Here is a 23153-nt window from a genome sequence, read left to right as displayed (position 1 = left end):
CCTAACCCATGGCACGTATTATCTATGTCGAAGACGATGAGCTCGTCGGCGAAGTCGTCCAGCAGACTCTGGCGGACGCCGGACACATTGTCGGGGTGATCCCGCACGGCACGCTGGCATTCGACACGATCGCCTTCAAGAAGCCAGACCTGGTCATCCTCGATCGTTCGCTGCCCGGCATGCAGGGCGTCGAGATCCTGCGCTCGCTGCGCCGGCTCACTGCGCTGTATCTCACGCCGATCATGATGCTCAGCGCCAAAGGCGGTGAAGAGCATATCGATGAGGCGATCGAAGCGGGCGCCAACGATTATATGGTGAAGCCGTTCGAGCCCCAGGATCTGGTGCGCCGCGTCGAGGAAATTCTGCGCCAGAACAGCTTGCGCCGCGCCTGACGGGGCGCGATCAGCGCAGCAGTTCCTCGGTCGCAAGCGCCGCAAGCGCGCGCAACTGCTCGGCTTGTTCGGGATCCAGCGCGGCGCGCGGCCGCGTGTCGATCGCGCACAAAGCGCCCAGCACCTGCCCGTCAGGCTCGACCAGCGGCGCGCCGATATAGAAGCGGATTGACGGATCGTTCTGGACGAGCGGATTGCCCGCGAAGCGCTTGTCCTGCGTCGCGTCGAGCACGCACATCACCTCGTCGGGCCGCGCAATGGCATGCCCGCAGAACGAGATGTCCCGATTGATGTCGCCCATTTTGGTGCCATGCTTGGCCGAGACGATCATCCGCTGATGATCGATCACCGTCGCGATCCCGATGGTCGCGCCGAACAACTTGGCTGCCCGCTCCACCAGCGCCTCGAGCACCGGGGAGCGTTTCTCCGCCACCCCATGCCGGTCGACCGCGGCCTGGCGGTCGCGCTCATGCGGCAGCTTGGGAGCAAGGGCGTAGAAAATCACGATGCGGCCTTGATGGGGGGTAGATCATCCTTGCACTGCAAAAGATGGGTAATCGGTAAAGCCAAGCCTCCGCGATTGTTCGTGGAAACAGATGCGTAGCCTCCCGGAAACATTGCACCAACTCGGGGCCGCCGATTTTGCGCGCAAAACCGCGACTCCACAGCTTTTGTCGAATCCATCCAATGCAAGCGAAACATGTGTCCGAGTAACAATTCTATTGCTCCGCTGTGGGCATGCTATTGCGACGAATAGTGCGATAATGGGCGATGAGTTGAGTTCAAGTCGTTATCCTAGCGTCACTATGCGATGTAGGATGCGGCCGCGATCCAAATACCGGTCTCCCAGCCACTCGTCTTCACGTCGAGGAGCGATCCTATGCCTGCAATCGTCAGCTATCCCGGCGTCTATGTCGTTGAAGAACAAAGCGGTGCACGCGCCGTTCCCGCTGCATCTACCTCGCTTACGGTTTTCGTCGGCATGGCGGACAGGGGACCTTTCGAGGTCCCTACGCAAGTACTTGGTCTTCCAGCATATGAGCGAATATTCGGCGCCACTAGTCGCGGCGAGATGGCTGATCAGGTGCGGCAGTACTTCGTCAATGGCGGCGGTGAGGCGTGGATCCTGCGAACCGCACTCAACGCCCAGCGGGCGTCGGTGTTGCTCAAGACCTTCGCCAATGCCGATACGCTGCGGCTGACCGCCCGCGATCCCGGGGCGCTGGGCAATATGGTCCGCGCCGAAGTCGATTACGGCACGGCAAGTCCCGAGCGGACCTTCAATTTGCGGCTCTATCGCCAGACCTTGCGCAACGACGGCAGCTTCACGGCAAGCGATGTGGAGACCCACGCCAACTTGACGATGGATCCCAAGTCGCCGCGCTACGCGCCCGATGTGCTGGAAAGCGCGAGTGCGCTGGTGACCGGCAGCGATCCTGCCGCGCCGCTCGCGGCCAACCCGGCGGTTTCGATCGGCGGGGTGATCTACAGCAATACCCAGGCGACCGCGCGCGCCACCGTGACGACCGCCATCACCGGCGGGCGGATCAACGTGCAGGTCGGCGAACGTCCGCCGATCCCGGTCGCCTTCGGCACGCCGGTGGGCACGCCCGAAGCGCACATCAAGAAATCGATCGAGGATACGTTCACGGCCAATGGCGTCGCGGTCACCATCACGGTCACGCTCAATTCCTCGGGCGGCCTCGGGCGGGTGCTGCAGATCGCAAGCAATGACGGCGCGATCGTCATCACGCCCGCCTCGGGCGCGACTACCGCAACGGCGCTCCAGCTCGGCATCGCGTCGGGCGGCGTCGAAGTGGACAGCTATTCGCCGCGCCGGCCGGTGCCCACCGGAATCGTCGCCTCACCAGGCAATACGGCGAGCCCGGCCTTGGCATGGGTCGAGGGGCTCGTGTCGTTCGGCAACGCCGTACGCAACACGGTCACCAGCTTCACCCTGACCGATCCGGCGAACGGCGCGGCCCTCGCGGGCGGGGGGTTCGCCACCAATCTGACCGATAAGGTCTTTGTCGACCCCGCCGTGCCGGCAGGCGCACTCGGCAGCCTGAACGCCGTACGCGCTGCGCTCGATGAACTCGGCGGCGCGATCACGCTCGGGACCGCCAATCGCTGGACGGTCGCCCGGCAGGGGGTTCGGCTGGGGCTTACTCCTAAGTTCGGCTCCTCGAATACCGGGCTCGACAGCAAGTTGACCACCAGTGGCGGCACCGATCTCGGCGCCGCGGGCAATTTGTTCGACATCCCCTCGGCGGGGACCGGGGCCAGCAATGTCGTCGCCTATTCGCTCGGCCGCGTCGGCGGCGCCGGCGGGCTCGGCACGCGCCAGGCCGCGGTCGGGGCGGATGAGGGCACCGATGGGGTCAAGCCCGATCTCGGCCGCTACATCGCTGCCTTCCAGACCATCGAGAGCGCGCTGCCAAGCTACAACCTGCTGGTGTTGCCGCGCGCCGAAGATCAGACCGATGTCGAGCGGCATGGCATCTGGGGCGTCGCCAGCGCCTCGGCCGCCAAGCGCCGCGGCATCCTGCTGGTCGATCCGGATTCGACCTGGAACGACATTCCCGCCGCGAGCGCCGGTGCCGACGCGATCAAGATCGGGGTCGAGACGCGCAATGCCGCAGTGTTCTGGCCGCGGCTGCAGATCCCGCAGCTCGGCAGCAGCGGCTCGAAGACGGTCGATCCCTCCGGCTCGATCGCCGGGCTGATGGCGCGCAACGATGGCACCTTCGGGGTGTGGACGGCGCCCGCGGGGCTCGAGGCGACGATCCGTGGGGTCACCGGCATCAGCCGAGTGATGAGCGACGAGGAGAATGGCGTCCTCAATCCCAAGGCGCTCAATGCGATCCGGCTTTTCCCCTCGGGCGTAGTCAGCTGGGGCGCCCGAATGATGGTCGGCGCCAATTCGACCGGCAATATCGACGACAAGTACATCCCGGTCCGCCGCACGATGCTGTTCATCGAGGAGAGCCTGTATCGCGGGCTCAAATTCGCGACGTTCAAACCCAACGCCGAGCCGCTCTGGGCGTCGATCCGGCTTGCCGCGGGCAGCTTCATGAACAGCCTGATGCGCCAGGGCGCCTTTGCCAGCCGCAACAAGCTGGAGGCCTATTATGTGCTGTGCGACGCCAATACGACGACGGAGACCGATCGCAACCTCGGCATCGTCAACGTGATCGTCGCCTTCGCGCCGCTCAAGCCCGCCGAGTTCGTCGTGCTCACCGTTCGCCAGATCGCGGGGCAGGTCGAAATCTGACGCCTGCCGGAGAGGAAGGAGCCACCCATGGTCCAGTTTTCGGTCAATGCAACGCGCATAGATCCGTATAAAAACTTCCGTTTTCGCGTGCTTTTCGGCGGCGTGCCGGTGGCAGGCGTCTCCAAAGTCAGCGGGCTGAAGCGCACGATCGAGCCCGTACAACACCGCGACGGCGGCGATTTGTCGAGCAAGCGTATCTCGCCGGGCCTGGCGAGCTTCGAGCCGATCACGATCGAGCGCGGCATCACCCATGACAACGAGTTCGAGCTATGGGCGCTCTCGGTCTATAATCCCGAGGGCGCGGGGCTGATCAGCCTCAAGAACTTCCGCCGTGATATCTCGATCGAGCTCTACAATCTCCAGGGTACCAAGGTACGCGCCTGGAATGCGTTCCGCTGCTGGGTGAGCGAATTCACCGCGGTGCCGGAGCTCGATGCCAACGCCAATGGCGTCGCATTCGAGACGCTAGTTCTCCAGAATGAAGGTTTCATGCGCGACGACGCCGTGGTCGAGGTCGCAGAGACCTGATCGCCATGGCGGGGGAACGCATCTTGACGATAGCGATCCCGTCGCTCCCGCCGGCCCGGTTCCAGCTGCGCCGGATCGCGGGAGGCGATGAGGCAACGCTCGCGCCCGAACGGCCCGGCGAACCCTCGCGGCTGCTCGCGGCCCTGGTCCGCGACGAGGCGGGTGCACCGGTCGATATCGGCGCGATGCTCGCGGCGGTACATGATCGCCTGCTCGCGCAAGTCTACCGTGCCGAGATTGGCGACACCGCCTCGTGTCGCGCGACTTGCGCTTCCTGCGATCAGCCTTTCGAATTCGCGCTCGATCTTGCTGAACTGATCGCTGCGCAAGACCGCGAAGCGGCATTGGCCGGCACACCCGACGCAGATGGCTATTGGGCGGTCGAATCCGTGCAGATGCGCGCGCCGACGATTGCGGACGCCGCGACTCGCGAACCAAACTCACTCTTCGCGGCGCTCTGCATCTCGCCGCCCGAGCCCGAGCATCATGCCAGCCTGAGCGCCTTTCTCGAACGCGCCGCGCCGCTGCTTGCGCTCGATCTCGACGCCACCTGCCCGCATTGCCAGGCGGAGCAGCAGCTCGGCTTCGACTTGCCGCGCTTTCTGGTGCGCGCGATCGGCAACGAGCGCCCGTTCCTGATCCGCGAGACCCATCTCATCGCCGCGCGCTATGGCTGGAGCCATGCCGAGATCATGGCGCTGCCGCGCGACGATCGTCGCGCCTATGCCGCGCTGATCGAAAGCGAGCGCGGCGCAGCGCTTCGCCAAAGAGCGACGGGATGAGCGGCTATCTCCAGCGGCTGCTCGATCGCGGCGCCGGGCTTGCCGCCGCGCCCAGCCCGCCTACGGGCGCCGAAGCGGCGCCAGCAATGGCCAGCGGATCGCCGGTACTAAGCTTCGACCAGCGGCTCGGCGAAGGCGGCCTGGCGAGCGATTTCGGCATCCTCGGCGTATCGCCCGATCCCGAGGCGCTCGGCGACGAAGGAGCAACCGAGATCCCAGCTCCGGTCACGCCCGTACGCCCTGCGGTGCCACTCGGCACAACATCTACCGAAAGCGCCGTTCCGGCTTTTCCGGCGAACCCCGTCCAGCCCCTGCCATCGCAGGCGGATCGCAGTATCGCGTTGCCATCATCAGAGGCAGCATTGGCGACGACGCCGGCCGACGTCACCGTCTCAGAACGGCCAATCCGCGCGCTGCAGCCGGAGGCGCGGCGCGACTTGTCGCCGCAACCCGTCGCGCTCGCACCATCAGCACCCAGGCTCGCAACGCCTGCTGCCACGCCATCCGCTCTTACGTCCGCACAAGCCGTTCCGCGCACGCGCGCACCCGAGGCAATGACGCCAGAGGCGCGTCCGCCGGTCCGCAACCGCGCGACCCCGGCAGCGCCCCAGCCCACGCCTCTCCCGCCGATTACCACGCCTGCGATACCGGCAATCCCAGCGATCGAACCGCTCGTGCCCATCGCTCGCGAAGTCGAGCCCCCCCGCCCCGCGCCGCCGCCGCTTGCTCCACCGGCTTCGTCTATACCCGACGCGCCCGCGATCGAGCGCGTGGTGCGCGAAGCGGTGCGCGCCGAACTTGCCCGCCAGCCTGCGCCGCAAGCCCCGTCGCCGCGCTCCGCACCCGCCAATGAGGATCAGGCGCCGGCCAAGCCAGCCCCGCGCCCGGCAACGGCGCGCGAAGCCTCGGTTATCGGCGCGCTCGAACCTAGCGCTTCGCCGCTGACCATTTACGGCGTGCGGCGCCGCTGATGGCCGTTGCCGATCTCTATGCGGTCACCGCCAGCCTGCGCAGCCTGGTGCGGCTCAACATCTGGCGCATTTCCGGCCTCGCCGTGACGGTTACCGACCTGCCGCCCGAAAAGGCCGAGGAAGAGGACCTCTCCAACCTCAATCTCCACCTCTTCCACGCGGTCGAGGACGCGTCGAAGCGCAACGAATTCCCGATCGATTCGCTTGGCGGCTTCCCGATCGCCGAAGCGCCGCTGCCGCTGATCCTCTATTATGTCCTGACCGCGCACAGCCCCTCCACCGAACCAGACATCCCAGGCCAGCAACGGCTGATGGGGCTGGCGATGAAGACCTTTCACGACTTTCCGGCGTTCGACGACCGGCTCGAAATGCCTGCCCCGCCGACCAACATCCTGACGCCGGTGTTCGATCCGGCGATGCGCGGGCGGCAGAACAAGATCGAGATCATCCCGCGCCAACTCACGCCCGAGGAATTGGTCAATTTCTGGTCCGCGGCGCAGAATCACACGGCGCGGCTCACGGCCTATTACGAAGTGCGCAGCACGCTGCTGCCGCCCGACGAACCCGATACGCAAGCCGGACTGGTCACCAGCTATGGCCTGGGTGTCAGCGTCGGCGGACGGCCGCGGCTGACCGCCAGTTCGTCCGTGCAGACGGTGGCGATGCCCGCATCGATGGGCGGCGGCACGCTGGCCACTTCGGTCAGCCCGGCCGAAGCCGCGATCGGGTCCACTGCCACGCCTTCGGCGGCGCGGATCACGGCCACGGGTCATGATCTCGGCGACGGCACCAGCGAGACGCTGTTGCTGACCGGTCCCGAAGGCGTGATCGAAATCGATCCGACCGCCAATCCCGACTGGGAGGTACGGCTGCGCGGCGATGCACTGAGCCTCGTCGTCCAACCGAGCGTGCAGACGGTGGCGGGCGGCATGATCGTCAACCTTCCGATCCTGCCTGGCGTACACACGCTTGCGGTCCGCCGCCGGCGACCGCTCGCCGTGTCGAGCGGCGAGCCGCGGACGGTCACGACGCAGAGCAACGCCGTGCCGATCGCGATCGGCGCCAATGTCGGGGGCACCAGCGTGCTCGCTGCGCCGGCGCGATTGCGAATCGACTTGTCGCCGGGTGTCGACGCCATGCTCGCCGAACCCGATAGTGCTCTGAGCATCGCGGGTGTGGTCTATCGCCTTCACCCGGCGAGCGAGCCGGGGCCCCTCGCCGCAGGCGAATATCGCGCAGTCTCGGCGACACGCTTCGAGGCGATGCTCGATTTCGACCCCACCGATGGCGAAATCCGCCTCGTTCGCTTCGGCATTGCGGGCGTCGATACCGCTCCCTTCTGGGTAACGCCATGAGCACTCGCGCCAACGCTGCGCTGCTCGCCGTCGAACGGATCGCACTCCGGCTCGATCGTGCCGAAGCTGGCGATTTCGATGCCGAGGCCCTCGATGCCATCGAAAAGCGGCTCGACGGAGCCGAAGGCGAGACCCGCAACCGACTGCGCGCGCTGTTCTCGCTGGCTCCTGCCGAGATCGACGCGCTCGACGCCACGGTTGCGGTAGCGGTCGAGCCGGCGCTTGGGCCGCGCATCGCTGCGCTCCAGGGCCTTCCGCATGCGCTGCTTCCTACCAGCGTGGCGCTCCGCCAGTTGTTCGGCCATGGCGCGGAGCCGGTGCCGCGCTCGGGTTCCCCGCTGCTTGCCTGGCGGCTGATTGCGCCCCGAGAAGGACGCCCCGGCGAACCGGCGATGCTCGAAGCCGATCCGGCGATCGTCGAATGGTATTTTGCACTGCCCAGCCTTGTCGGCATTGAAGGATTGGCGATCCGTCGCGCAGAGGCGCCCTCTCCGCTTGCGGAATGGGCGATCGGCGCGACGGTTGCCCGCATCAAAGCGGCGATGGCCAAGCGGCTACCCGTCCGGGTGCTGGTCCATGGGCTCGACGGCAGCGGCCGCTCAGGGTTGGCCGCCGCGCTAGCCAAGGCCCTGGGGCTTCGCGCGCTCGCGATCTCGATCGGCGACGCTCCCACCGCTGATGCGGTCGCGCGCGTCCAGCGGCTTGCGCTGATGATGGGCAAGGTAGCGCCGATCTGGCGCGGCGATCCCCGCAGTTGGCCGCCCGAGACGATGCTTGCGCCCGTCCAGTTCGTCACGCTCGACACCGAGAGCGAGCTCCCTCGGCTCGAAGGCGCGATCGACCTGGCCGTGACCGTGCCGCCGCTCGCGCCGGACTCGCGCGATAGGCTGGCCCGCGAACTCCTCCCCGCCGAGGTCGCCGCCGCGCTTTCGCCGCTCGGTGCACCCCGCCTCAGCGACCTTTCAGATGCGGCCGCGCTCGGCGTATCCGATCCTGCGGCGTTCCACGCCTTTCTCCACCAGCGCACCCGTGAGCGGGTGAAAGGCGTCGGGCAGATTGTCGCCACGCGCTATGGCTGGAACGACCTCATCCTGCCTGAGCAGGTCAAGGCGCTGCTCCGCACGATCGAATCCGAAGCGCGCGCCCGCGACGCGCTGCTTGCCGATCCGGATCGCCGCCGCCTGTTCGAAGGCACCGCCGCACTGACGGCGCTCTTCGCCGGCCCGCCGGGCACCGGCAAATCGATGGCGGGGCAAGTCGTCGCCGCGGCGCTCTCGCTCGACCTGCTGGTGATCGATACCGGCGCAGTCAGCAGCAAATATATCGGCGAGACGGCCAAGAACATGACCAACGCCTTTGCGGTGGCGCGCGAGGCCAATTGCGCGATCATGTTCGAAGAGGCGGACGGCCTGTTCGCGCGGCGCGTGGAGAATGACAGCGTCAATGCGCGTCACGCCAACGCCGATACTGGCCATCTGCTCCAGCTGATCGAATCGCACCGCCATCTGGTGATGCTGTCGACCAACCGCCGCGGCAACATCGACACGGCCTTTCTCCGCCGGTTGCGCTTCATCGTCGATTTCGCGATGCCCGAGGAGATCGAGCGCGCCGCGTTGTGGCGGCAGATGCTGCGCGCGATGGGCGTGCCCAAAAAGGCTCTCGAGACGCTGGTCGCACCGATCGCTGCGGCGCATGTGCTGAGCGGCGCACAGATCAAGTCGGCGGCGCTCTCCGCGGCGTTCCTCGCCGGCGGCAAGGGCGCGAAGATCACTCCAGAGCTGGTCCTTGCCGGCATCCGCCGCGAGCTCGCCAAGGAAGGCCGGATCGGCGAGATCGTCACGCCGATTTCCGGCGGGAGGCGTGCCCGTGGCTGATACCGGCTATCCGCTCTCCCCCACCGTGCTGCGTGGCGCGCTGGTCCAGCTGCTCGAGGATTTCGGGATCGTCATCCCGAACATCGTGCCCTTTCAGTATAACCCCGCCAAGGTGACGCTGGGCGTGACGCCGTGGAACCCGTTCCAGACCGCGCCGCAGAACCAGGCCTCGCAGACGCCGCTGGTCCAGCCGTTCGATCCCGAGCAGACCTACAGCTTCGATCTCGAATTCGACGCGGCCGACGATATCGAGATGGGCAATCCGGTGGCAATGATGACGGGGGTCGCCAGCCGCCTCGCCGCGCTGCGCAAGCTGGTCGAGCCGTCGAAGGGCCTGCTCGGCGACCTGGTCGGAGCGATCGGCGGACTTGCCGGCGACGCCGCGGCCCAGGCCGAGCGGCCCGCGGTGCCGGTGACGCTGCTGATCCTCGGGACGTCGGCGATCCTGCCGGTGCGCGTCGTCTCGCTGAGCATCGACATCACCGAATTCACGCCCAATCTTTATCCACTGATCGCCAAGGCGACGATCGAACTGCGCGTGCTCACGCCGGACGTGTTCAAGTGCAAGTCGACCACCGCCACCGGCGTGGCGATCGCCGCCTATAACCTCACCCGCGCGCAGGACGATCTGCTTGCAATCGCCAATCTCGCCAATGTCGGCACCGCAGTCGCCTCGATGGTGCCGCTATGAGCGTGTTCGAAGCCAATAGCCGCTACCTCCTCTATGCGAACGTGACCCAGGGCATCGATCGCAAGGGCCGGACGGTCGCCTGCGTAACCCCGGCACGCATTCCGAACGCCCCCAATCTCGGCATCCATCGCCGCCGCGACGGCCAAAGGCTCGATCACATCGCCGAGCGCTATCTCGCCAACGCCACCGGCTTCTGGCGGATCGCACATCACAATGGCGCGATGACCGTCGAGCAGATCGCCGATGCGCCGCTTGTCGCGATTCCGGTGAAGGGCGCCTGATGGGCTTCGGGGCGATTCTCACCACGGGCGCGGCCCATGCGATCATGGATGCGGACATCATGCGCTGGATCGTCGAGGCGCGGGTCGAGATGGAGCTGAGCAAGGCGACGCGGTTTGCACTGCGCTTCGAGGATGATCTCTGCGAAGGCGATCCCGAAGTAGCGCACCGGCCCGAACTGCAGGCCAACCAACTCGTCGGCATATTCGTCAGCGTCGAGGGCGCTCCGCAATGCCTGGTCGTCGGGCCGATCACCAGGGTGCGCACCTCGTCGATGGTGGGCGGAACGGGGAGCTGGATCGAAGTCCATGGCGAAGATCGCCGCGTCGAGATGGGCCGTGTCGGCATCCAGGACGTCTGGCTCGGCAAGGCGTCCGACGCCGCACAGACCGTACTGTCGGGCTATGACTTTACCCCCGATGTCGACGAGACGCGGATCGAATATGCCGATGAGCAGCACGCGCTCAACCAGCGCGGCACCGATCTCGCTTTCATCGAAGACATCGCGCGCAAGAACAATCTCGAATTCTGGCTGAGCTACGAAGTCTCGGGATCCCCCGCCGGCATCAGCGTCGATACGATCACGGCCAATCTCAAGGCGTCGCCGCCGCGCGCCTCGGCGGGGCCGCCAGCGCCGCCGGTGCTGGTCGCCGATTCCGGGCTCGAGATCGACGTCCAGCCGCCGCCCGACAATTGCGTGACCGTCACGCGCTTCGACGCCCGGATCGATTTCGAGCGGCCAAGCGCCGCGCGCGGCTTCGCACAGGACCTTGCCGCCGGGGATTCGACGACCACCGACAGCACGCCGCCCGATGCACCGGTCAACCCCGAAGCGGCGACGCTCGAGCGGGTGCACCGCGACACCCGGCAAGTACTGGCCCCCACCATCACCGATCCGATCGAGCAGGCGCTGGCTGCCGAAGCGCAGCTCACCGAGGCAGCCTGGTTCGTCGAGGTCGATTGCTCGACCACGCTCGATCTGATCAAGTTCCCGGTCATCCCGCACCAGATCATCGCCGTCCGCCATGCCGGCACGCGGCTCTCCGGCCCGTATCAGGTCAAGACCGCGACGCATGTGATCAACGCGGCGGATCACTTCATCGACTTCAAGCTGCGCGCCAATGGCTTGGCGGGAGCGGCCTGATTGACATGGAACTGCTCAATCGCCTCGCCGAAGAATCCGAGAATCACTTCTACGGAAAATATCGCGGCGAGGTCACCGATGTCGCGGACACAACCAAGAAGGGGCGGGTGAAGGTGAAAGTCGCCTCGGTGATGGGCGAGAAGGAGATCTGGGCGATGCCCTGCGTCCCCTATGCCGGCGCATCGCTGGGGCTGTTCGCGATCCCGCCGGTGGGCACCTCGGTATGGGTCGAATTCGAGGCGGGCGCGCTGAACCAGCCGATCTGGAGCGGATGCTTCTGGAAGGACGACGAGATCGACGCAGCGGACGCGAAGGACACGATCTTCTTCCTCAAGACCGGCGGCATCACTATCCGCGTCGACAATGATAGTGGCGAGGTGACGATCGAAAGCAGCGCCGGCCCCAAGATCACGCTGTCACAGCAGGGGATCAAGCTCGAAGCCACCCAGATTGATCTCGCCGCGAACGGCGGCGCCGCGAGCCTGAGCGCCACCGGATTCGACGCCATGAACGGCGCGCTGACGGTCGGGCCATGAAGGGAGGCACCGCATGGCCCAGCCTATCGTGAGCATGCCGCTCCATGTCAGCGCCGCCGGGTCGCCCGGCGTCGCGTTCGTCACGACCAATGTCCGCGTCAAGGCGCAGACCGGCCCGCTCGGTCTCACCACCGATGTCATGCAGTTCGCCGGGCCACTCGTCGCCGGCACCTGGGTGATGGGCAACAGCCGCGTGAAGGTGAGCGGCGTCCCTACCGTCGGCGTGGGCAGTACCGGAACCGCGACCGGCCCCGCCGGCGCGACCGGGCCCGTGACGGTCACCTCGGGTGACATGCGCGTGAAGGGAAGCTGATGCCAACGCTCGCCCCTTTCGCCCGGCGCTTTCGCTTCCCAGCGGGCGTGGATCGCACCGCCGGTCGCTTCGCGGAGGAGCCGGACTATGACGCCTATGTCCGCGGGCTGATCCGCCAGGTTTTGCTCACCGCGCGCGGCGAGCGGATCAACCGGCCCGGGTTCGGCGCGGGCGTGCGTCGCCTCGTCTTCGCACCCCTATCGGATGCCAGCGCGATGCTGGCACGGACGATGATCCTCGAAGCGCTCAATCGCTGGTTGCCCACGATCATTACGGTCGAGAGCGTCGAGGCGCGCGCGGACCAGTCCAAGCTCGAGATCACCGTGGTCTATCGCGTGATCGCGCACGGCGAGCGGCGCTATCTCAACGAAGAGCTGGTGCTGCAATGACAAGCCCGGGCCGCCGCGTCGCGCTCTGCGCCCAAACCGTCAAGGCGTTGACGGGGATCGACTTCGTCCAGGTCGTCGACCCTGCCGACCAGCGGCTGCTGCGCGTCTTCTTCGTGATCGAGCCCGATCTCACCAGCCCGGCGATGATCGCCACCGCGCAGGTGCCGGCGCTGCCGCCGGCGGTCGACGAAGGCGCCGCCGCGGCAGTCGCGGTATCGCTCACGGTGCGCGTCGAAACGGCGACCGAGGGGCTCGCCGCCGAGATCGCCGGCATCCGCTGGCGCCGCGTGCGCACCGTAATCGACTCCCGCGTCGCGCTCGAGATCCAGATGGTCGAGCCCGGCGGGTTCGAGCCGTATCGGCTCGTGCTCGATCATGCCCGGCTCGATCCGCTGAGCGACACGATCCTGTTCGATTTCAAACAGGGGTGCGAGACCGGGTTCGATTGCGAGGTCGACAGCGATTGCCCGGGCGATGCGCTGGTCGATGTCGATATCGACTATCTCGCGCGCGACTTCGACAGCCTGCGCCGCGCGCTGCTCGACTTCGCCAACCTTCGCTACCCGAACTGGAAGGAGCCACTCGAAGCCGATTTCGGCACGATGATGTTCGAGATCATGGCGGCGATGGGCGACCACTTTGCCTATCAGCAGGACCGGATCGACACCGAGACGCGCTTCGGCAGCGCCACCCAACGGGCTAGCCTCGCCGCTCATGCCAAGCTGGTCGACTACCGCCCGTTCCGCGGCTCCCCGGCGAGCGGTCCGATTGCGTTCACTGCGATCGCCGGCGGCATTGTACCTGCAGACAGTCGGGTGTGGACCCGGATCGGTGGCGATTCCCCAATCGCCTTTTCAACCCTCGCCGATGCTTGGGTGCATCCCTTCTGGAACGCGCTTCCGGCGCACAATCCCGATCCGGGCATCGATTGTATCGGCCACGGCGCGACATCGTTGATGCTGCGTTCGGCGGCGGCAGTCGCGGCGCAGACGCCGATGGGCGTGACACGCGCGGAGTTCCTGATCGGCAAGCGCGTGATGATCCTTTCCGATCCCGCCGATCCGGCGCGGCCGCGCCGCGCGGTGCCGGTCACGATCACCGGATTCAGCGAATTCCTGGATCCGCTGGTGCTCACAGCCGGCAGTCCGACCTTCGTAACCGAGATACGGTGGTCCGCCGACGAGGCCCTCTCGGTCGAACTTCCCTATGACGGGCTCAGCGTCGCGATGAACCTGGCCGATGTCGCGGCGGGCGAGCGCGTGGTCGAATATTTCCGCATCGGCGACGACGCAGCCCTTTCCGCCCATCAGGGCGCCATCGCTGCCGATCTCGCCGCCCGGATGCGTGAACTTTCGCCTGCGATCGAGCGCGAGGGGCCGCTCGAACGCGCCGAGGACGGACGCGACATCCTCTTCCGCTACGGCCTCACCGCGACCGAAGGCACCTCGCTCCGCCATCTGCCGAGCGGGCTGCCGGACATCAGCGTGATGGAAGTGGTGCCCGGCGCGCTGCCGAGCCCGCTCCCGACGGACGATCTCGAGTTGTTCGGGTTGTTCGTGTCCGACACTGCGTGGACCTATATCGACGATCTGCTCGACGGCGATCTCGATAGTGAGAATTTCACCGTCGAACCCGGCATGTGGCGCACGGTCCAGCGCCATCAGCTGCGCTTCGGCAGTTTCGCCTTTCGCGACTATGCCGCGGACAGCGGCTGGACACTGCGCTTCGGCTCGGGGGATTTCGGCCGGGCGCCGCCCGATGGCGCAGTGCTGCGGGTGATCTATCGCACCGATCCGGGCGTGATCGCCAACATCCCCAGCCAGTCGCTGACGCTGACGCCGCCCCCGGGCATCACGATGTCGCCGACGCTCGCGGCACTGGTCGGCGATGTAACCAACCCCCTGCCCTTCTCCAATGCGCTGCCGCCTGAGACCGCAACCTCGATCCGCACCAACGCCCCGGAAGCGTTCCGCGCCGTGCCGCGCCGTGCCGTCCGCCCAGAGGATTATGAAACAATTCTCGGCAAGCTTCCCTTCGTCCAGCGCGCCAATGCAGTGACCTGCTGGACGGGAAGCTGGTCGACCGATTTCTTCGCAGTCGATCCGTTCAACGCGGTGTCCCTCACGCCTGCGCAACAGGCGACGGTGGACCGCGAGCTCGATTGCATTCGCCTCGCCGCGCGCGACGTGCGCCGGCTGGAGGCCGATTATCTCGATATCGATCTCGACATTTCGATCTGCATCACCGCCGAAGCCTCCCCCGGCGACGTGATCGAAGCGGTGGAATTCGCGCTCCGCGCGTTCCTGGCACCCGATCGCTTCACCTTCGGTACCCCGCTGATCCGCTCGGCGCTGGAAGCGGCGGCACAGGCGGTGCCGGGCGTGCGCTTCGTCGATGCGATCCGCATCCGCGTGCACGGCTTTGGCAATTGGCGCCCCTTCACCGAGGCCGAGCTCGTGCCCGCCGCCAACCAGATCGTGCGGCTGCAGGACGATCCCGATCGCGCGGCGATGGGCATCCTCTCGGTGCATAGCGACAAGGTCGCGGCGGGAGGCGCCTGATGCTCCGTCATGCCCCCCGGCCCTGCTGCCCGCCACCGCCGCACCCCGAGCCGGTGCGCATTCCCGCTGGCCTCGCCACGCTGCCGCGCCAGGCCACGGCGTTCCCGCACTATCGCCGCGCGATGCTCCACGCCGTCGAGGCCTATCCCGCATTATCAGGCTGGACCGCCGACAGCGCGCACGATCTCGGCGTGATGCTGCTCGAAGCCTGGTCCTATGTGCTGGACATCACCGGCTTCTACGATCGGATGATCGCCGAGCGCAGCTATCTCGGCACGGCGAACGACGATGCGATCGCCGCCGAGATCGTCGCGCTGACCGGCTACCGCCCGCGCCCGGCGATGGTTGCGCGGGTTCGCCTGGCGCTGGAGGCGCGCGGACGCGACCCCGTGCTGGTTCCCGCGGCGACGGGCTTCCGCAGCCAGCCCTTCGGCGACGAAAAGGCGCAGGTCTTCGAATTGCTGGAGCCGGTGAAAATCTGGCCACAACGCAATCGCTGGCCGCTCGCGCCGCATCGCCTGGCGAGTTTCGACGGCACGCTGCGCTTTGCCGCAAGCGAGGGGCCGGTGAAGGATGCTGTGGTGAGCGTGACCAGCGGCACGCTGCGCCACGCCGCGCGTGTGGTGGCAAGCGATGTCGGCCCCGCCGCCGATGGCGAACGCTATCGCACGATCACGCTCGATCCGCCGCTGCCGGGCAGCTTCACCGGCCAGCTGCTCAGCGCGATCAAGGTCAACACGCTCGCACTTCTGGCGCATCCCTCGCCGCACGACGGCGCCGGCGCATGGGGCAGCACCGGCCTCTATCTCGACGCACTCTATCCGATGCTGCTCAAGGGTCAGGACGCGGCGATCGAAGTCAACGGCGTGCTTCACGCCGTCAGCCTGACCTCGGCGGGCGTGCATAATCATGTGCTGAGCGTCGGTTCGTCGGGCGCCACCGCAACACTGCCGCTCAGCTACCTGACCTTCGCCAGCGTCGGCACCGTGGGCTCCGATGCTGTCGTTCGCGCCCATCTGGCACCCAAGTCGGCAGGCACCTTGTTGCGCCCCGCCGAGACACGGGTGACATCGGCGATGATCCAGGCGCAGGGCGCGCTGGCGCTGCCCGGCGTCGAACTGGACGGTGCCCCGGCTTCGGGCCCCGCCTTCGCACTGGGGCAGCGTGCGGCAGGGCTCGATTTGCCGGGAACGGTGCAGCCGGGAATGCACCCGCGCTATGTGCCCGACGCCGGGGCAGCGGGCCCCGATCCGCTCGAGACGCCGATAGCGATCCTGGGCAATGTCGTCACCGCGATACGCGGCGAGACGGTCTCCAACGAAGTGCTGGGCTCGGGCAACGCGCAGATCGCGGCGCAGCGCTTCCCACTCAAGAAAAAGCCACTGAGCTGGATCGAGGATGCCGCCGCGGCTTCGGGCCGCGTGCCGCAGATCACCTTGTGGGTCGATGGCCTCGCCTGGGCCTTCACCGACAGCTTCTATGGCCGCAAGTCCGGCGACCGGCTGTTCGCCATCGAGATGGCGCCCGACGGGACCGCGACGATCATCGGCGGCGACGGCGAGCGCGGGATGCGCTTCCCCTCGGGCGTGCGCAACATCGTCGCCAGCTATCGCGCCGGCGCAGGGGCCGCCAAGCCCCCGCCCGGATCGATCGGCCAGTTCGCGCGCGCCGCTGCGGGCCTCTCGCGCGTGACCCAGCCGCTCGCCGCCTGGGGCGGTGCTGATGCCGAAAAGGCGGACGAAATCCGTGCGCTCGCCCCCGCAGGCGCGCTGACGCTGGGCCGTGCAGTGTCGCTCGCGGATTTCGAGGCGATGATCCGGGGCAGTTCTGGGATCGTCAATGCGTCGGTCGCCTATAGCTGGGATCAGGGTCGCCAGGCCGCGATCGTCGTCGGCTGGATCATCGCCGACAGCGGCGATCCTTCGGAAACGCTCGCCGCCTATCTCGCCGCGCGCGCCGCCCCCGGGCTCGCCATCCAGATTCAGCTGGCCGAGAAGCTCGCGCTGCCGATGTTCGACGTCGCGGTGGTGCAGGCGGCAGGCTATGCTGCTGGGCCGGTGCGTGCCGCGGTGCAAGCCGCCCTGTTCGATGCCAAAACCGGTCGCCTCGCGCCGGCAAACGTGCCCGTCGGCGCGCCGATCTTCCGCAGTCAGCTGCTCGCGACGATCCATGCGATTCCCGGCGTCGGCAGCGTGCCTTCGATTGCGCTGGCAGCCGGGCCGATGCCGAAGGCGCTGTCGCCCGGCGCCGGGCGCTGGTTCGATTTCCTCGCGCATGGTCGGGTGGTCTGATGGCGCGCCCCGCCCTTGACGGCTTTGCCCAGCATTATGCCGAGACCTTCTGGTCGCTGATGCCGGAGATATACCGACACGAGGATGGCTATGCCGATCCGCCGGGGCAGCTCCGCGCACTGTGCGACATCCTGGGCAGCGAGGCGGCGATCGCGCGGCGCAGCATCGATCGGCTGCTCGCCGATAGCCGGATCGACGAGGCCGACGATTGGGCGCTGCCCTATATCGCGCGGCTGCTCGGCACGCGGCTGACCAGCGCGCGCAACCCCGCCGCGCGGCGTGCAGACATTGCGCACACCATCGCCTATCGTCGGCGCGCCGGCACGCCGCATCTGCTGGAACGGCTCGCCGACGACATTGCAGATTGGGACGCCGTGGCGAGCGAAGGCTTCCAGCGACTGGCGCGGCGCTGGCACATGCTCGACACCGCGATCCCCGAGGGGCCGATCACCCATACCCCGCGCGGCGGCTATGCACGGCTGAACAGCGTGCGCGTGAGCGACGTGCTGGATGGGGCGTTCGACGATCTCGCGCACCGCCCGCAAATCCGACCGCCCGATGCGGAACGCGGACGGCTTTACGAGATCGCCGGAGTCAATCTCTTCGTCTATCGCCAATATGCCTTCCCGCTCGAAGGCGTGACGCCGTTCCGGCTCGACGCGATGCACTACACACTCGATCCAAGCGGGCGCGACGTCCCGCTCTTCCAGCCCGGGGTCGAACAGGCCGAACCCGCGCCGGGCCAGCGCTTCGAGGATAGTTTCTTCTGCGAGCCCAAGCGGGAATGGAGCGTGCGCGGGCCGATCACCTGCCGCCGGATCAACGCCGCGACCTATCGGCTCGACGACGATCCCACCTATCCCCCGAGCTGGGCGCCGCTGATCGGACAGAGCTTCCGCGATGCGCAAGCGATCGTCGAGGAAGCCGAGGCGATCGGTGGGCTTGTCATCGCCGACCTGCTTGATGCCGCGCTGACCGCAGACAGCCCTAAAGCCAATCTTGTCGCCACCGCGGCAAGCGCGACACCCGCGCTCGACCTCGCTGTCCAGCCGAATGCACTAGCGCCTTCGCTTGCCCCACATGCGCTGATCGGTGCCAGCCTGGCCGGCTGGGCCGATGGCATCACCACCGGCGCGTGGGTAACTGCGCTCGCCGATCCGGCGCGCGGCCGCGTTCAGCTCCGCGCCGCGCCTCCCGCGGGCAACAGCCTTCAGACGCGGCGACACTATTACGGCATCTTCTGGCCGGTAGGCGCCGGCACCCACGACCGCCGCCGGACGCTTCCCCAGGCAAACCCGGCACCTGCAGCTCTAGGGCTCGCCCCCGCCTTCGCAACGCTGGCCGGCGACCGACTGTTCGCCGATTGCCGAACCTACGCGCCCACCACCGGCGCGGGCGGACAGATCCAGGTCACCGGCGACACCCGGCTCTGGTCAGTGGACAAGGCCCGTCCCTATGTCCGCATCGCCGCCCCCGCCGGACAGCGCAGCATAAGTCTTATCGCAACCGGCGGCGCCCGGACGATCGAGATCGACGGCCTGTGGCTGGGCATCGCGCTGGGCACCGTCGCCGCCCCCGCCGACCTCGCCGAACTCGTCCTCGAAGGCGATTGGGACCAGGTGACGTTTCGCGACGTCAGCCTCGATCCCGGCGGCGAGCAGGTGGTGCTCCCCGCCGCGCCCGCGCCGGTGCATATCCCGCACGTTCGCCTGGTCATCGACGGCACCGTCGCAACGCTCGCGCTGGATCGCTGCATCGTCGGTTCGATTGCCGAGCGCACGGGGATCGCCGGCGGCGCGTGTTCTGCGGCGCGCGTGACGATCCGCGACAGCATCGTGATCGCGCACGCCAGCGGCCCAGCGATCGCGCTGGGCACCGCCGAGCTGACGCTCCAGCGCTCGACCGTGCTCGGCGACCTGCTGTGCGCGCGCGCCGAGATTTCGGAATCGATCATCGACGGCGACGTCTTTGTTGAGAACGCGCAGGACAGTTGCTTCCGCTATTCGGCGGCGCGCAGTGGCGGCCGCATTCCAGCGCAATATCAAAGCATAATCTTCCCCGACGGGCTTCCCGCCGAGACGTTCGTTTCGCGGCGTTTCGGCGATCCCGGGCTGGCGCAGCTGGCGCCTGGCTGCCCGCAAACGATCGCGCGCGGCGGCGAGGACGGCACCGAGATGGGCGCGTTCAACCGCGCGCTCGACCCCATCAAGCACGACGACCTCGCCGCGAAGATCGCCGAATATGCCCCCGTCCAGGCGCGGGTACAGATCCTCGCCGTGACTTGAGAACCGGAGACAAGCGATGACCGCCGACATCACCAGGTTCTTCCCCGATCGCGACACGCGCTTCCACGCGCTCGTCCGCCAGCAGGGCCGGCTCCCGATCGACGCCGAGGAGAATTTCGCCTCCGACCTCGCCGAATGGGAGCGCGACGACGCGTTCGTCGAGACAATCGCCCCGTCGGGATCACCCGATGACGGCTTTCGCATCAGCCTTGCCGCGAGCACGAGCACGACCGATCTCGACCTCGCGATTGCGCCGGGCAGCTATTATCTGGGCGGCGCGCGGATCGAGAATCCGGGAATGCTCACCTATCGCAGCCAGCGAGGCCGCAACTGGCTGACCTTCAGCGCCGATGCCGAGGGGGCCAAGGAAGCGATCGGATCGGCGCGCCAGTTCCTCGTCTGGCTCGACGCCTTCGACCAGACCGTTACCGCGACCGAGGATGCGGAGCTGCGCGACCCCGGGCTTGGCGGTGCCGATGGCGTGGCGGCGCGCCGCTTCGGCTGGCATGTCCGCGCGACCCCCGTCACCGGGCCCGGCTGCGTGCTCGCGCGCCAGCAATGGCTGGTCGCGATGGGCTGGACCGGCAAGGTCGATCCCGGCACCGGCGCGCTGAAATCCAATGCGCCGCTGACCGTGACGTTCGATCCGTCCGAGGAAAGCCAGGATCTGTGTGCGCCGGCGCTCACGCCGGGTTTCCTTGGCGCGCGCAACGAAAGCTACCGCGTAATGATCAGCACGCCCGGTCGCTATGTCTGGGGCCGTGACGATGCCGCACCGGTCTATCGCGTGCGCGTCGAAGCCATAGGCGGGCAGCAGCGCAGAATCGTCTTCCTCACCCAGCCCCGCGACACCCATGTCCGCCCGCGCGCCGGGCAGACGGTCGAACTGCTCCGCTGGGACGAGAAGCTGCCCAATGGCCAGAAGACCGCCGAGCGGGTCGGCACCTTCTTCACCGTCGCCAGCGGCTATCAGGACGGCGCGATCACGCTGACCACCACCGTTGGCAACGACATGCTCAACTGGCTTTCGACGCTGCCGGGCACGGCCGAATCGGCCGAAGACCCTGTTGGGCAAAGGCGCTATTTCTATCTGCGGCTGTGGAGCGGGGGCGGCAGCGGCAGCCAGCCCGACACCAGCATTGCCAGCGGCAACCTGACCGGCACCGGCCTCAGTCTGACGTTCGATCCCACCGCGATGGTCGGCGATCACTGGGTGATCGCGGCGCGACCCAATGCACCCAGCCAGATGCTACCCTGGGCGCTCAAGACCGGCGCACTGCCGCACGGACCGCGCCGCCACGTCGTGCCGCTCGCCTTTGTCGATCTCGACGCCGGGACCATCATCGATTGCCGCCGGCGGTTTCGCCCGCTCTACAAGCAAGGCGGGTGCTGCACGGTTACGGTGGGCGACGACGAAAATAGCTGGGGGGACGTTTCGACGATTGCCGATGCAATCGCGCGGCTGCCCGCGTCGGGCGGCGAGATCTGCATCGGGCCGGGGACCTGGCGCGAGAATATCGTCCTCGAGGAACGCGAGAACATCGTCTTCACCGGCTGCGGCGCGCGCACGCATTGGCGCGCCGCGGATGGGGATGCGCCGCTGGTAACGATGACGCGCTGCCGGAACATCCGCTTCCGCCGGCTAGATCTGGAGAGCGAGGCCGCGCCGTGCATCGTCGCGGGCGACCCCGAAGAGGGCGAGCGCGGCAGCCGCGACATCACGATCGAGGACTCGATGCTCGCGACTCCTTCGGGCGGCGTCGTCCGCTTCGATGCGGTCGTACGGCTCTTGATAGACCGCTGCAGCATCGAAAGCGGCCCGATGGCCGATCCCGCCGCGGCCAATGCCGCTTTCGCCGCCATTACCCTCAAGGGGAGCGGGCTGACCGTGCGAAAGTCGAGCATTCGCGCCGTCAAGGGCGAGACCGCCCAGACGATCGCGCTGGCTGGCATTCATATCGGCGGGGACAGCCGCGAAGTGGTGATCGCGGACAATGAGATCCGGGGCGGCGCCGGCAACGGCATCACGCTGGGATCGGTGCGCATCGTCACTATCCCGATCCAGGCTTTTGCCGCCGATCCCGATGCGGCGATCGACGAGGCCACCAAGGCCGGGGGCTTGGCGCTTGGCGGCTTCAAGGTTTCGATCGACGCGGCGGGATGCATTCACTTCGGCGAAGAGGATCCCGGCCCCAACGACAATGACGATGGCACCATCGACGTGCCGATCTCCGAAGGCTCGGTATGGCGCGTCCACATCGCGCGCAACCGCATCGAGGATTGCGGCGCCAACGGCATCGCCACCTTCCCGCTCCTCCCCATCGACGCGGAGGGCAAGCCGGCTTGGGATGCGATCGCCGTCGAATCCTTGCGGATCGAGGAGAACGAGATCCGCGGCTGCATCCGCCGCGAACCCACGCCGATCCCGCCGCTCCAGCGGCTGTTCGCGTGCCCGGGGGCGATTTCCCTGAGCATCGCGATCGACGTCAGTGTCCGCGACAATTGGATCGAGGACAACGGCCTGGAGCCGATGCGCGCAGCGTCGGGCGTGTTCGTCGGCTATGGCGAAGGCGTGCGCATCGAGCGCAATCGGATCGAACGCACCGGCGGCGCCCCGGCCGGCGTGATCGCCTCAACCGGAGGGATCGTGGTGCGCACGGCGATGGGCGGCGCGCCGGCAAGCAATTCCTTCTTCAATCAGACCACCGATCGGCCGGCGCTGATCGTCCAGGGCAATATCGTCCATGCGCCGGGCGGCCGCGCGCTCAAGGCGCTGGCGATGGGCCCGGTGATCGTCACCGGCAACCGGCTGACCGGCGCCAATCCGAGCAGCCTGTTCGCCAATCCGCTCCAGTCGCTGATCCTGCTTCTGCTCGGTGCCCAATCGGCGCGCGACCTGCTGACCGATCCTGCAAACCCGCAAATACTCGATCTGGCGCTGTTCGACGCGGCGATCGATGTGATGGGCGGCGACGCGGTGAGCCTGGTCAATCTGAGCTTCAGCGAGGAATTTCTGCTGGCCTATTCGCTTAAGCGCGCCACCGAAACCACCGGCGGCCAGAGCGTGGGAGGCATGGCCAGCACTCCGGGGCGGATCGCCGGCCGCTTCTCGGCCGCGAGCTTCCGCGGCGGCGAGACGCTGTTTGCGGACAATCAGGTGTCGCTGCGCGGCGGCCCGGCGAGCCCCGCGGCGCACGTCTCTTCGGTGCTGATCCTGACGCTCGACGATCTCGGCTTTGCCGACAATCAGTGCGAGCTTGAGGCCGATGTAGCCTTCTCGATCGCCGACGCGCTGCTTGTCGGCACGACGCTGCGCGTCACCGCAAACCGCCTCCAGGAAGCCGCCCTGTGCTTCGGCTCGCTGATGAGCCTGGGGCTGCTGATGAACACCACCGCGCACAACCAATCGACCTTCTTGACCGTCGCGAATTGCAGCATTCCAGCCAAGCTGGTCGACACGCCCAACCTGACGATGATCTGACGAGGAC

The 23153-nt window shown here is 67.4% G+C and carries 18 protein-coding genes; 17 read left to right on the top strand and 1 reads right to left on the bottom strand.

Going from position 1 to position 23153, the window contains the following annotated elements:
• The first annotated feature begins 8 nt into the window (after nt 1-8).
• Nucleotides 9-392 carry a response regulator transcription factor gene (locus AB2M62_RS01435; RefSeq protein ID WP_404337178.1) on the top strand — a complete coding sequence of 128 codons (384 nt, stop codon included), beginning with the start codon at nt 9-11 and terminating at the stop codon, nt 390-392.
• Between the two features lie 10 nt (nt 393-402).
• On the opposite strand, the gene AB2M62_RS01430 is transcribed toward AB2M62_RS01435, so the two are convergent.
• Entirely contained in the window at nt 403-897 is a 495-nt protein-coding gene (locus tag AB2M62_RS01430) for a GAF domain-containing protein (protein WP_404337177.1), read from the bottom strand.
• Between the two features lie 567 nt (nt 898-1464).
• Here AB2M62_RS01430 and AB2M62_RS01425 point away from each other — a divergent pair.
• Genes AB2M62_RS01425 through AB2M62_RS01350 form a run of 16 tightly spaced genes read left to right on the top strand, consistent with a single transcriptional unit; the run spans nt 1465 to nt 23146 of the window.
• Nucleotides 1465-3666: a phage tail sheath family protein gene (locus AB2M62_RS01425; protein WP_404337175.1), complete on the top strand. Its 2202-nt coding sequence runs from the start codon at nt 1465-1467 to the stop codon at nt 3664-3666.
• Nucleotides 3667-3693: 27 nt separating this feature from the next.
• On the top strand, nt 3694-4194 hold the full coding sequence (locus tag AB2M62_RS01420) for a phage tail protein (protein WP_404337173.1): 501 nt from the start codon (nt 3694-3696) through the stop codon (nt 4192-4194).
• Nucleotides 4195-4217: 23 nt separating this feature from the next.
• Complete coding sequence (locus tag AB2M62_RS01415; RefSeq protein WP_404337171.1) at nt 4218-4976, top strand: hypothetical protein; 759 nt, start codon at nt 4218-4220, stop codon at nt 4974-4976.
• Nucleotides 4973-5947 (top strand): hypothetical protein, encoded by a 975-nt coding sequence (locus tag AB2M62_RS01410; protein WP_404337169.1) that lies wholly within the window; start codon nt 4973-4975, stop codon nt 5945-5947. Before AB2M62_RS01415 ends, AB2M62_RS01410 begins: the two co-directional genes overlap by 4 nt.
• Nucleotides 5947-7302 carry a DUF4255 domain-containing protein gene (locus tag AB2M62_RS01405; RefSeq protein ID WP_404337168.1) on the top strand — a complete coding sequence of 452 codons (1356 nt, stop codon included), beginning with the start codon at nt 5947-5949 and terminating at the stop codon, nt 7300-7302. Before AB2M62_RS01410 ends, AB2M62_RS01405 begins: the two co-directional genes overlap by 1 nt.
• Nucleotides 7299-9176, top strand: a complete 1878-nt coding sequence (locus AB2M62_RS01400; protein WP_404337166.1) for an ATP-binding protein — start codon at nt 7299-7301, stop codon at nt 9174-9176. Before AB2M62_RS01405 ends, AB2M62_RS01400 begins: the two co-directional genes overlap by 4 nt.
• Entirely contained in the window at nt 9169-9867 is a 699-nt protein-coding gene (locus tag AB2M62_RS01395; RefSeq protein WP_404337165.1) for a hypothetical protein, read from the top strand. Before AB2M62_RS01400 ends, AB2M62_RS01395 begins: the two co-directional genes overlap by 8 nt.
• The gene (locus tag AB2M62_RS01390) at nt 9864-10148 is read left to right on the top strand and encodes a hypothetical protein (protein WP_404337163.1); all 285 of its coding nucleotides are present in this window, start codon (nt 9864-9866) and stop codon (nt 10146-10148) included. Before AB2M62_RS01395 ends, AB2M62_RS01390 begins: the two co-directional genes overlap by 4 nt.
• Nucleotides 10148-11290, top strand: a complete 1143-nt coding sequence (locus AB2M62_RS01385; protein ID WP_404337161.1) for a hypothetical protein — start codon at nt 10148-10150, stop codon at nt 11288-11290. The genes AB2M62_RS01390 and AB2M62_RS01385 overlap by 1 nt, the downstream gene beginning before the upstream one ends.
• Before the next feature lie 5 nt (nt 11291-11295).
• Nucleotides 11296-11826, top strand: coding sequence for a phage baseplate assembly protein V (locus tag AB2M62_RS01380; protein ID WP_404337159.1), 531 nt, complete (start codon nt 11296-11298; stop codon nt 11824-11826).
• A 13-nt stretch (nt 11827-11839) separates the two neighbouring features.
• Nucleotides 11840-12139, top strand: a complete 300-nt coding sequence (locus AB2M62_RS01375; protein ID WP_404337157.1) for a hypothetical protein — start codon at nt 11840-11842, stop codon at nt 12137-12139.
• Nucleotides 12139-12528 (top strand): GPW/gp25 family protein, encoded by a 390-nt coding sequence (locus tag AB2M62_RS01370; protein WP_404337155.1) that lies wholly within the window; start codon nt 12139-12141, stop codon nt 12526-12528. The genes AB2M62_RS01375 and AB2M62_RS01370 overlap by 1 nt, the downstream gene beginning before the upstream one ends.
• Nucleotides 12525-15089 carry a hypothetical protein gene (locus AB2M62_RS01365; RefSeq protein WP_404337154.1) on the top strand — a complete coding sequence of 855 codons (2565 nt, stop codon included), beginning with the start codon at nt 12525-12527 and terminating at the stop codon, nt 15087-15089. The genes AB2M62_RS01370 and AB2M62_RS01365 overlap by 4 nt, the downstream gene beginning before the upstream one ends.
• The gene (locus AB2M62_RS01360; RefSeq protein WP_404337152.1) at nt 15089-17380 is read left to right on the top strand and encodes a hypothetical protein; all 2292 of its coding nucleotides are present in this window, start codon (nt 15089-15091) and stop codon (nt 17378-17380) included. Before AB2M62_RS01365 ends, AB2M62_RS01360 begins: the two co-directional genes overlap by 1 nt.
• A complete protein-coding gene (locus AB2M62_RS01355; RefSeq protein WP_404337151.1) occupies nt 17380-19665 on the top strand; it encodes a hypothetical protein in 2286 nt (761 codons plus the stop codon). Before AB2M62_RS01360 ends, AB2M62_RS01355 begins: the two co-directional genes overlap by 1 nt.
• 16 nt (nt 19666-19681) lie before the next feature.
• Complete coding sequence (locus AB2M62_RS01350; protein WP_404337149.1) at nt 19682-23146, top strand: hypothetical protein; 3465 nt, start codon at nt 19682-19684, stop codon at nt 23144-23146.
• Nucleotides 23147-23153: the final 7 nt, after the last annotated feature.

Source organism: Sphingomonas sp. MMS12-HWE2-04, assembly GCF_044881185.1.
Lineage (GTDB): Bacteria > Pseudomonadota > Alphaproteobacteria > Sphingomonadales > Sphingomonadaceae > Sphingomonas.
Note: the sequence above shows the minus strand (reverse complement) of the source record. Positions and strands in the feature narration are given on the sequence as shown.

What these genes read in the sequence shown, in the direction of transcription:
- AB2M62_RS01410 (WP_404337169.1), top strand. Translation starts at nt 4,973, where the DNA reads ATGAGCGGCTATCTCCAGCGGCTGCTCGATCGCGGCGCCGGGCTTGCC.
- AB2M62_RS01385 (WP_404337161.1), top strand. Translation starts at nt 10,148, where the DNA reads ATGGGCTTCGGGGCGATTCTCACCACGGGCGCGGCCCATGCGATCATG.
- AB2M62_RS01435 (WP_404337178.1), top strand. Translation starts at nt 9, where the DNA reads ATGGCACGTATTATCTATGTCGAAGACGATGAGCTCGTCGGCGAAGTC.
- AB2M62_RS01405 (WP_404337168.1), top strand. Translation starts at nt 5,947, where the DNA reads ATGGCCGTTGCCGATCTCTATGCGGTCACCGCCAGCCTGCGCAGCCTG.
- AB2M62_RS01425 (WP_404337175.1), top strand. Translation starts at nt 1,465, where the DNA reads ATGGCTGATCAGGTGCGGCAGTACTTCGTCAATGGCGGCGGTGAGGCG.
- AB2M62_RS01380 (WP_404337159.1), top strand. Translation starts at nt 11,296, where the DNA reads ATGGAACTGCTCAATCGCCTCGCCGAAGAATCCGAGAATCACTTCTAC.
- AB2M62_RS01420 (WP_404337173.1), top strand. Translation starts at nt 3,694, where the DNA reads ATGGTCCAGTTTTCGGTCAATGCAACGCGCATAGATCCGTATAAAAAC.
- AB2M62_RS01360 (WP_404337152.1), top strand. Translation starts at nt 15,089, where the DNA reads ATGCTCCGTCATGCCCCCCGGCCCTGCTGCCCGCCACCGCCGCACCCC.
- AB2M62_RS01375 (WP_404337157.1), top strand. Translation starts at nt 11,840, where the DNA reads ATGGCCCAGCCTATCGTGAGCATGCCGCTCCATGTCAGCGCCGCCGGG.
- AB2M62_RS01365 (WP_404337154.1), top strand. Translation starts at nt 12,525, where the DNA reads ATGACAAGCCCGGGCCGCCGCGTCGCGCTCTGCGCCCAAACCGTCAAG.
- AB2M62_RS01350 (WP_404337149.1), top strand. Translation starts at nt 19,682, where the DNA reads ATGACCGCCGACATCACCAGGTTCTTCCCCGATCGCGACACGCGCTTC.
- AB2M62_RS01390 (WP_404337163.1), top strand. Translation starts at nt 9,864, where the DNA reads ATGAGCGTGTTCGAAGCCAATAGCCGCTACCTCCTCTATGCGAACGTG.
- AB2M62_RS01400 (WP_404337166.1), top strand. Translation starts at nt 7,299, where the DNA reads ATGAGCACTCGCGCCAACGCTGCGCTGCTCGCCGTCGAACGGATCGCA.
- AB2M62_RS01370 (WP_404337155.1), top strand. Translation starts at nt 12,139, where the DNA reads ATGCCAACGCTCGCCCCTTTCGCCCGGCGCTTTCGCTTCCCAGCGGGC.
- AB2M62_RS01355 (WP_404337151.1), top strand. Translation starts at nt 17,380, where the DNA reads ATGGCGCGCCCCGCCCTTGACGGCTTTGCCCAGCATTATGCCGAGACC.